The organism is uncultured Blautia sp. (assembly GCF_902497045.1).
Classification (GTDB): Bacteria; Bacillota; Clostridia; order Lachnospirales; family Lachnospiraceae; genus Blautia_A.
In genome coordinates, this window is the sequence record NZ_CABVDF010000110.1 from 1 (window position 1) to 8904 (window position 8904).

General features: G+C 41.8%; 8 protein-coding genes. 2 read left to right on the forward strand and 6 right to left on the reverse strand.

What is annotated here, in order from left to right:
- From RDS42_RS09085 to RDS42_RS09100, 4 genes are all read right to left on the reverse strand, one after another.
- Window positions 1–862: ATP-binding protein (locus tag RDS42_RS09085; RefSeq protein ID WP_308783381.1), on the reverse strand; the 862-nt coding region annotated here is incomplete at its 3' end.
- On the reverse strand, window positions 859–1695 hold the full coding sequence (locus tag RDS42_RS09090; protein WP_308783382.1) for an ATP-binding protein: 837 nt from the start codon (window positions 1693–1695) through the stop codon (window positions 859–861). The genes RDS42_RS09090 and RDS42_RS09085, both read right to left, overlap by 4 nt.
- Window positions 1692–2048, reverse strand: a complete 357-nt coding sequence (locus tag RDS42_RS09095; protein WP_308783383.1) for a NifB/NifX family molybdenum-iron cluster-binding protein — start codon at window positions 2046–2048, stop codon at window positions 1692–1694. The genes RDS42_RS09090 and RDS42_RS09095 overlap by 4 nt, the downstream gene beginning before the upstream one ends.
- Window positions 2023–2415, reverse strand: a complete 393-nt coding sequence (locus RDS42_RS09100; RefSeq protein ID WP_308783384.1) for a DUF134 domain-containing protein — start codon at window positions 2413–2415, stop codon at window positions 2023–2025. Before RDS42_RS09100 ends, RDS42_RS09095 begins: the two co-directional genes overlap by 26 nt.
- A 179-nt stretch (window positions 2416–2594) precedes the next feature.
- On the opposite strand from RDS42_RS09100, the gene RDS42_RS09105 reads away from it, so the two are divergent.
- Window positions 2595–4112 carry a carboxypeptidase M32 gene (locus RDS42_RS09105; RefSeq protein WP_308783385.1) on the forward strand — a complete coding sequence of 506 codons (1518 nt, stop codon included), beginning with the start codon at window positions 2595–2597 and terminating at the stop codon, window positions 4110–4112.
- 97 nt (window positions 4113–4209) lie between these two features.
- On the opposite strand, the gene RDS42_RS09110 is transcribed toward RDS42_RS09105, so the two are convergent.
- Window positions 4210–6105 carry a sensor domain-containing diguanylate cyclase gene (locus RDS42_RS09110; protein WP_308783386.1) on the reverse strand — a complete coding sequence of 632 codons (1896 nt, stop codon included), beginning with the start codon at window positions 6103–6105 and terminating at the stop codon, window positions 4210–4212.
- 235 nt (window positions 6106–6340) lie between these two features.
- Between RDS42_RS09110 and RDS42_RS09115 the strand changes: the two genes are divergently transcribed.
- The gene (locus RDS42_RS09115; protein ID WP_308783387.1) at window positions 6341–7621 is read left to right on the forward strand and encodes an O-acetylhomoserine aminocarboxypropyltransferase/cysteine synthase; all 1281 of its coding nucleotides are present in this window, start codon (window positions 6341–6343) and stop codon (window positions 7619–7621) included.
- A gap of 72 nt (window positions 7622–7693) precedes the next feature.
- On the opposite strand, the gene RDS42_RS09120 is transcribed toward RDS42_RS09115, so the two are convergent.
- Window positions 7694–8755: a 3D domain-containing protein gene (locus RDS42_RS09120; protein WP_308783388.1), complete on the reverse strand. Its 1062-nt coding sequence runs from the start codon at window positions 8753–8755 to the stop codon at window positions 7694–7696.
- Between the last annotated feature and the right edge of the window lie 149 nt (window positions 8756–8904).

The following is an 8904-nucleotide window of genomic DNA, read 5'->3' on the forward strand; positions in this document are numbered from 1 at the left end:
ATATTTTTAATTCATTTCTGACATTTTGATAAATTTGCAGCAATGCAGTCCGCGCCGGACAATCGACTTCTGCAGCACTTTTCCCTGCATTAACCGCCCTTGAAACTTCTTTATCGTAAGGAATTTTTCCCATAAAAGGAATTCCCTGCGCATTACACCATTTTTCAATTTCTTCTGTTTTTTCCGGGCTGGTATTCCATTTATTTACACATACACCCATTTTCATCTGAAAGGATTCTGCTGTTTTTATCAGTCTTTCCAGATCGTTTTTTCCGGAAACCGATGGTTCTGCGACGATCAGAACAAGGTCCATCCCACTCATGGAGGCGATTACCGGACAGCCGATTCCCGGTGAACCATCTACCACAGCCAGTTCTGTCTCAGGTGCCGCTTTCAGCATGGCAAGCTTTACGGCTGTTACCAGCTTTCCTGAATTTCCTCGTCCCATTTTTAATGCGGCAGTGGAAAAAACTTTTTCCCCTTTGTAAAGCTCCTGTCTGCCTGCCACATCATCTTTCATGGTAACTGCAGACTGAGGACAGACATATTCACAGATACCGCAGCCTTCACAGGCATAATCCTGTATCTGATAAACCTCCCCGCAGCTTTTGACTGCACCAAACCTGCAGTACTCTACGCACTGTCCGCAGCCAATACATTTTTCCGGATCGATTACTGCTTTTTCTGCACCCATAAAATCAGATACTTCCGGTTCTGTCTCCATTTTTGTAACAAGATGAAGGTTTGGAGCATCCACATCACAGTCTGCAATAGCCCGTGCCTGAGAAAATTCAATAAAAGACGAGGACACCGTCGTTTTTCCCGTGCCACCCTTTCCGCTTAATACCAGAAGACGTTTCATGCCTGCCCACCTCCTGTTTTTTTCAGAAGCTCCTGAAATTTTTTTCTGTATTCAGGAAATTCTTCTACGAGAATCTTTCCGGAAGAAACAATTTCTGCAATCCTTTCTTCGTATGGAATTCTGAGAAGAACCGGAAGCTTTTTCTCTTTGCAGTATTCTTCCAGAGGCTCATAGACTCCTTCCCACTTATTGATCACAACACCGCAGGGCTTTCCAAGAAGCTCTGCCAGTTCATGAACCATACAGAAATTATGGAAGCCAAACGCTGTCGGTTCTGCCACCAGGATACAGAAATCCGCTTCTGAGATACTTTCTACTACAGGACAGGCACTTCCCGGCGGACAGTCGATCAGCACTGGTACGTTCTGCCCGTCGCCCTCTTTCAGAGCTTCCCGGATCACAGGTACACCGGAAGCCTCCCCAAGATTTAAGATTCCTGTTACCGTCCGTGTCTCTCCATGGTACCCTGTTTCCACCCTGCCAATGACTTTTTTCTTTTCTGTCACAGCCTTATCTGGACAGACAAGAGCACAGCCCCCACAGGAATGGCATACCTCAGGAAATACCTTTGGTCTGTTTTTGATATAGACCAGAGCATGAAACCGACAAAAATCCACACAGGTACGACAGCCTGTACATTTCTCCGGATCAAACTCCGGAAGAGCTGTTGTCACATCTGCCGCTTTTATATTCTGCGGTTTAAAAAACAGACGGCCGTTTGGCTCCTCTACATCACAGTCAATATAAACTGCCTGTCCGGCAGCAACAGCAAGATTCACAGCTGTCAGTGTTTTTCCGGCCCCGCCTTTTCCGCTTAAAACTGCAATTTTCATCGTATTCCCTGATATCCTCCGTGGAAATGAGTCAGAACAGATAATTTTCCTTCTTTAAAAGCTTTAATATTCTGACTGACTCCTACTCCTTCCGATTTATAAATTTCAACATCTGCAGCCTGAAGGACTTCCGCAGAATTCATACCGCAGCGTGGTGTGATCAGCACATCCCCCTGACAATCCAGTACAAACTGAGCAGCTTTCAGTCCGGCTCCTCCCTGAACCTGAGAAGCCGGATTCTCCTTTAATTCCGTTGTTCCGGTTTCTGTATCATGAACTGCAAAATAAGGTGCTCTTCCAAAAGTCGCACAGATCACATCTTTTTCCTCATCTGCCGGTAAAATCACTCTCATTGGTCTTTCCTCCTTGTTCCATATTTTTAAACCGCCTTTTTTTACATCCTCCGCAGCCGTAATAATTTCTTCCTCCCTCACAGATCTGATAATTACCACCCTGGATCCGTATAGGAAGTCCGTCTACAATGGCTGTGGCAATCTTTTTTCTGGCACATGTGTAGATCTGCTGAACCGTGGTGCGTGCCACCTGCATATATTCGCCGCATTCTTCCTGAGAAAATCCCTCCCTGTCTATCAGTCGAATGGTTTCATATTCATCTACTGTCAGGATCACACCTCCGGCATCTTCACCGGATTCCCCCGGAACAAAGGAAAGAGTCCCCGGAAGTCTGCATACCTTCCTGCATTTCGTCGGTCTTGGCATCTCCACACCTCCTTTTTCTGACATATGTCATTTAATCTTATTATAAATCAAATACGACATATGTCAATAACTTTTTTTGACATATGCCAGAAATATATATCTTTTTTCTTTTCCTGTTTTGTGATACCATAAACAGGAAATACTCTTCATAAAAATCATATATGCAAGGAGATGAAAAAATGAACGAACTCATCATGAAATTAAAAGATCACATGAAAAAAATCCAACAGTACCAGACTATAGAAAATCTTCTTTACTGGGATCTGGCTACTATGACTCCGGAAAAGGGAGTTGATTCCAAGGCAGAGGCCATCGGTTATTTTTCTACCGAAGCTTTCCGGCTTTCTACCTCTGAAGAATACGGTGCTCTTCTAAGAGAACTTTCTTCCCCGGAAAATTACGAAGCGCTGGATGATGCCATAAAAGTCACTGTCAGACGTGAACTCCGGGATTATGAACGCTTCTGCCGCGTCCCTGAGGATTTTTACACAGAATATGTAACACTGAAGGCCCGCTCTCAAAAAGCCTGGGAAACTGCAAAAAAAGCCAGTGATTTTTCTATTTACTGTCCTTATCTGGACAAGATCATTCTGATGACCAAGCAGTATGTTCGTTATATGGAACCGGACCAGAAGCCATATGAAGTTCTTCTGGATATGTTTGAAGAGGGCATTGACAGTCAGACTATCGACCATCTGTTTAAAGAATTAAAAGAAGGGCTTCGCCCGCTTCTGAAAAAAATACACCAGTCAGGGCAGCCGGACCTGTCTGCCATGAAAGGAACCTATCCTGTTTCCGGTCAGAAAAAATTACAGGATATGCTTCTTTCCTATATGGGCTTTGACTTTACAAAAGGAACCACTGCAGAAAGTGAGCATCCGTTTACTTCTGAAATAGGTTACGGAGATATTCGTATCACGAACCATTTCCGTGAAGAAGATCCTCTGGCAGCAATTTTCAGCGCTATCCACGAAGGAGGACATGCTATTTTTGATCAAAATATTGATCCCTCCTATAAACACACAGCTGTTATGCAGGTAAATATGATGGGACTCCACGAAAGCCAATCCAGGTTCTACGAAAATATCCTTGGCAGAAATCCTAACTTTTGGATACCTGTCTACGACAAACTTGGTGAATTTCTGCCTGATTTCCGCAAAATTCCTTTTGATACTTTCTGCAAGGCCATAAATTTCGTACAGCCCAGCATGATCCGCATAGATGCAGATGAAGTAACCTACTGTCTCCATATCATCCTGCGCTATGAGATTGAACGTGCCATATTCAATGATGAAGTAACCACCGAAGAACTTCCCGGACTCTGGAATGACAAAATGGAGGAGCTTCTTGGAATCCGTCCTTCCTGTGATGCAGAGGGCGTGCTTCAGGATACACACTGGTCCGATGGTTCCTTTGGCTATTTTCCATCCTATCTTCTGGGTTCTATATATGATGGCATGTTCCTGGAAGCTATTGAAAAAGATCTTGGAAGCGTAGACCAGCTTCTCTCCCAGGGTAAGATTATGGAAATCACAAACTGGTTAAATACTAATATTCATCAATACGGAAGTCTTTACACTTCACATGAAGTCACTGAACGTCTCTGCGGCAAAGAAGTTTCTGCAAAGCCTCTGCTGGATTACTTTTACAAAAAATATTCAGAGATTTATTCTTTTTCTCTCTCGGAACAAAATTAATCCTCAAAAAAAGAGTACAGATTTCTCTCTTCTGAGTTTTCTGTACTCTTTTTTCATCAGCAGATCAGAATTCTCTGCAGCTGCCGTATATTAAATTTTATTCTATCTGGAAAATACTTCCATCCTTATCCTTCAGTACTATATGATATCTGTCTCTTCCTTTGTCTTTTGCTTTATAAAGGGCCTGATCCGCCATCTTATATAAATCTTCAAAAGATTTTTCTGTAGTCCATACCGCAATTCCGATTGAAGCGCTTATTGTTACAGAATTCGTTCCTGTTCCATAAGACTGTTTCAGAACCTGATTCACTTTTTCTGCGCAGATCCGAAGAGACTGCATATCTTTTGCATTACGGATAAACAAAACAAATTCATCCCCTCCCAGTCTTCCTGCAAGATCCGTCTCCCTTATTATAGCTTTCATTTTATTGCCGCATTCTCTTAGTATCTGATCTCCGGTCATATGTCCTAAAGTATCATTTGCGCTTTTAAAATGATCCAGATCCAATAGAAACAATGCCGATATTTTTCCATTGGGATTATTTGCTTCTTCTTTTATATATTTATTGCACTCTATAGTAAAATGTTCCCTATTGTACAATCCCGTTAACGAATCCGTCTGACTTTTAATTCTGATTTCTTTTATCTTCTGTTCCTGAAGCATCTGTTCGTTATAATCTTCCAGAAATCCTATCATACGATTCTGATTGACAATTTTTATATGGAGCTTGTTATAATCCCATTTTCCATTTATTTTCATTTTAAAAACAACCGGCTGGATCTTTTCGCCTCTGATCAGTTTCTTAAAACTATCTCTGTAATCAGGATATTCCTCTGCAGTAATCCACCCATGAGAAAGCATATTTTCCGGTGCATAGTATTCAATTTTACGAACCAGCGGCTGTTCAGAATTCGTATTGCTGTATACTGTCAGCGTATTATTTTGGAAATCAACCTCAAATGGAATATCATTTGTATGCTTTACTACCATAAACAGAAGAGAATTTTTAAGGCTTAATTCTTCATTGTGTTTTTTTACTTCCCGCAGGTCAGTAAAAATATAACGCCCTATCAGCCCTACCAGTAAAAACAGGCCAATAAGTATTCCCCACAGCATGCCAAAAAATATGGTTTCGATTTTTGTCGCATAATCTCCAAGGTACTCCTCTACCAGTACAGAAAATACATACCAGTTATTTATTCCCAGAGGTTCATATGTCACATATCTGCCCTTGCCTTTATAAGAAAAATGAAACTCTCCTCCCTGACCTTTTTCCACAGTCTTTTTTATCTGGTCTACCGTGATTCCATCAGATATTTTATAACGTGTTAATTCTTTCCAGATATTCCGGTCCTCTGCGAAAGAATTTATATTGCCCGAGTCACTGATATACAAACCTGTATCGTCAATAATCTGAAAATATCTATGGGATTTGTCATTTAATTCTATTTTGTCAGAAATCGAAGAAATTGAATAATATCCCCATATCGTGCCTGCTACTTGATTATCTTTATAAAAAGGAACTGCAATCAGCATTATATCTGAAAGATTCAGTACATTTGAAATATATTTCTTCCCATTTTTTATTGAGTCGAACATTTTGTCATTATATAGCCGCTCCCTCTTTCCGGTATTATCGATACTGTTTCCAGCAAGATCAGATAATCCAACCTTTTTAAATCCAAATTTTCTGCTGATATCGTCTAAATATTTTGCAGCTGTTTCTTCCTGGTTATTCCCTGTTTGAATAAAAACTCTCTGGCTGGAATCCAAAGCCGCCTGAAGATTTTCAATTTCTGTGCTGATCAGTTTCGTAACAAAACTGGAGGTAAACCTCACCTGTTCCATATCTTTTTCCAGGAGCAGTCCATATATTTTATTAAAATTAATGGTAAATGCAGCTATAATTACAATTACCATAATTACAGAAACCACAGCGATCGCTACGACCCGTGTTAATTTATTTTCTGCCTCTGCTCTTTTTTTCTTCATTCTGTTTCCTTTCCAGATCATTAAACACAGTCATTCATATACATTCTCTATAACTAGGATAGCTTATTTCCATCTGATTTGCAACGAAAAGACTTATTTCTCTGTTCTTTTTTATACTGAGTAATTGTAAGAATACTTTTTTTGTGCTATGATATGTCCATATTTATTCTTCACCTGTTCACAGCAATGCATTACTGCTTCTGAACAGAATCCAGCAAAAAGAAAGGACAGAACCATGAGTGATTACAGACTGGAAACAAAATGCCTGCATGCAGGCTATACTCCTTCCAAAGGAGAACCCTGTGCCCTGCCTATCTATCAGAGTACTACGTTTAAATATGATACTACCGATGAAATGGGACAGCTTTTTGATCTGAAGGCTGAAGGATATTTCTATACCCGTCTCCAAAATCCTACAAACGACGCAGTTGCTGCAAAAATCGCTGAACTTGAAGGAGGAGTTGCCGCGCTTCTTACCTCTTCCGGACAGGCTGCCAATTTTTATGCAGTTTTTAACATCTGTGAAGCGGGAGATCATGTAGTTGCCGCTTCCACCATCTATGGAGGAACATTTAATCTTCTTGCTGTTACCTTTAAAAAACTGGGGATTGACTGTACCTTTGTAGACACAGACGCTTCTTCTGAAGAAATCGCAGCAGCTTTCCGTCCTAATACCAAAGTACTTTTTGCAGAAACCATTGCCAATCCGGCACTGGTTGTTCTGGATATCGAAAAGTTTGCAAAGGCCGCTCACGACCATGGAGTGCCGCTTATTGTTGACAATACCTTCGCCACTCCTGTTAACTGCCATCCTTTCCAGTGGGGAGCTGATATTGTCACACACTCCACCACAAAATATATGGATGGTCACGGGCTTCAGGTAGGTGGTGCCATCGTTGACAGCGGAAACTTTGACTGGGAAGCTTACGGTGACAAGTATCATGGCCTTACCCAGCCGGATGAATCGTATCATGGTGTTGTATACACAAAGCAGTTTGGTAAAAAAGCCTATATAACAAAAGCAACTTCCCAGCTGATGAGAGATCTTGGTTCTATCCCGTCTCCTAATAACTGTTTTCTTCTGAATATCGGCCTGGAAACCCTTCCTCTGCGTATGGAACGTCACTGTTTCAATGCACAAAAGACAGCTGAATTTCTTTCCTCCCATGAGAAGGTCTCAAAAGTCATCTATCCGGGACTTCCCGGCGATAAATACCACGCACTTGCCGAAAAATATCTTCCTAATGGTTCCTGTGGAGTTATCTCTTTTGAGCTGAAAGGAGGACGGGAGGCAGCTGTACGCTTTATGGACAGTCTGGAAATGGCAAATATCTGTACCCATGTAGCAGCATCAAAAACCATGGTTCTTCATCCCGCAAGCCATACACACCGCCAGATGAACGACGAACAGCTCAAAGAAGCAGGAGTTTCTCCGGGAATGATTCGTCTTTCTGTAGGAATTGAGCATATTGACGATATTCTTGAAGATCTTGAAAAAGCTCTGAAAAACGCATAAACAGCAATAAAAGAACCGCCAGCCCAAGCTGCTGTAAGCATACAGCCAGTCCCAGGCTGACGGTTCCTTTTCTTATTGAATCAGGTATACATCTGTATAATAAACACCCTTGGCCTCTCCCTCTTCATGAGTTGCCACATAAATATCAATACAGTTTGTCTTAATAGCGCCTCCGCAGTCTTCCGCCACATAAACCTGTCCATTGATCACAACCTGACTTCCATAAGGAATCTGGGACGGATCCACTGCTATCGTATGGTTTGTAGTTGCAGTCACGCCGGTAGATGTGATTCCGTTTGCCCAGGGACCGCAGCAGATGCTGCATGGACAGTAATGTGTGATCCTGAATTTTCCCAGTGGCTTCAGATTTGCATCTGAAGAAGCGGCTACAGGAGTTCCCACCAGTACACCGTTTTCTTCATTGACAGTGGTGCCTGCTTCCACCGCCTCTGCAAAAACCCCCTCTCCGCTGCTTTTATGAAGGGTACCTGCATTCAGGTCTTTATCAATACTGGCATCTGCTGTCTGTATGGATTCCGGAAGATCCAGCACACTGGTAGGAATATATCCGGTCTGTTCTTCTCCACTTTCATTCTGATAGACTATACGGCTCCATACATCATTCACTGTTCCCGTACGCTTCACCTCATCCAGTTCCAGCACCTCTCCTATCACTTCACCGTCCTTGCGCCCCGGATAGTCCAGAATACTGCTGTCTGTTTTTACTTCTGCCATATCCTCAACCGGCTGGATCTGTATATCATCACTGAGCATCTGATTCTGTATATAGCCGTTCACTTTATTTCCATTTTTTTCCAAAGAGATTTTACTCCAGTTATTATCACAGACTGCACTTCGTGTGACTTCCTCTCCTAAACTTACCTGCATCAGCTCCGTTCCGTTTTCTCCGGGAACAGAACGTATTGCCGCAGTCTTTGCCGTTACATATAAACGGTCACTGCAGGCTGCTACCTGCACTGTATTTCCGCTTCCGTCGTCTATGGAAAAAGATTGTACTGTTTTATCCCCTGTCTGTCCGGTTACAGTTTTATAATCATCCACCTCTGCATGCACAAAATTCGCATTCATCAAAAAAATCGCAGCTATAAACATTGCGCCTATTTTCTTTTTCATATTGAAATCACCTCTTTCATGCTGATCATCACATTTCCTTAAAATCATAACACATGAAAAATGCTTTTTCAATTTTCTGCAGAAAGTTCACTATTTTTTCAGATTTCCATTACCTCTCAAAAAGTGCCCTTCTCCTTTATAAAAGTTTT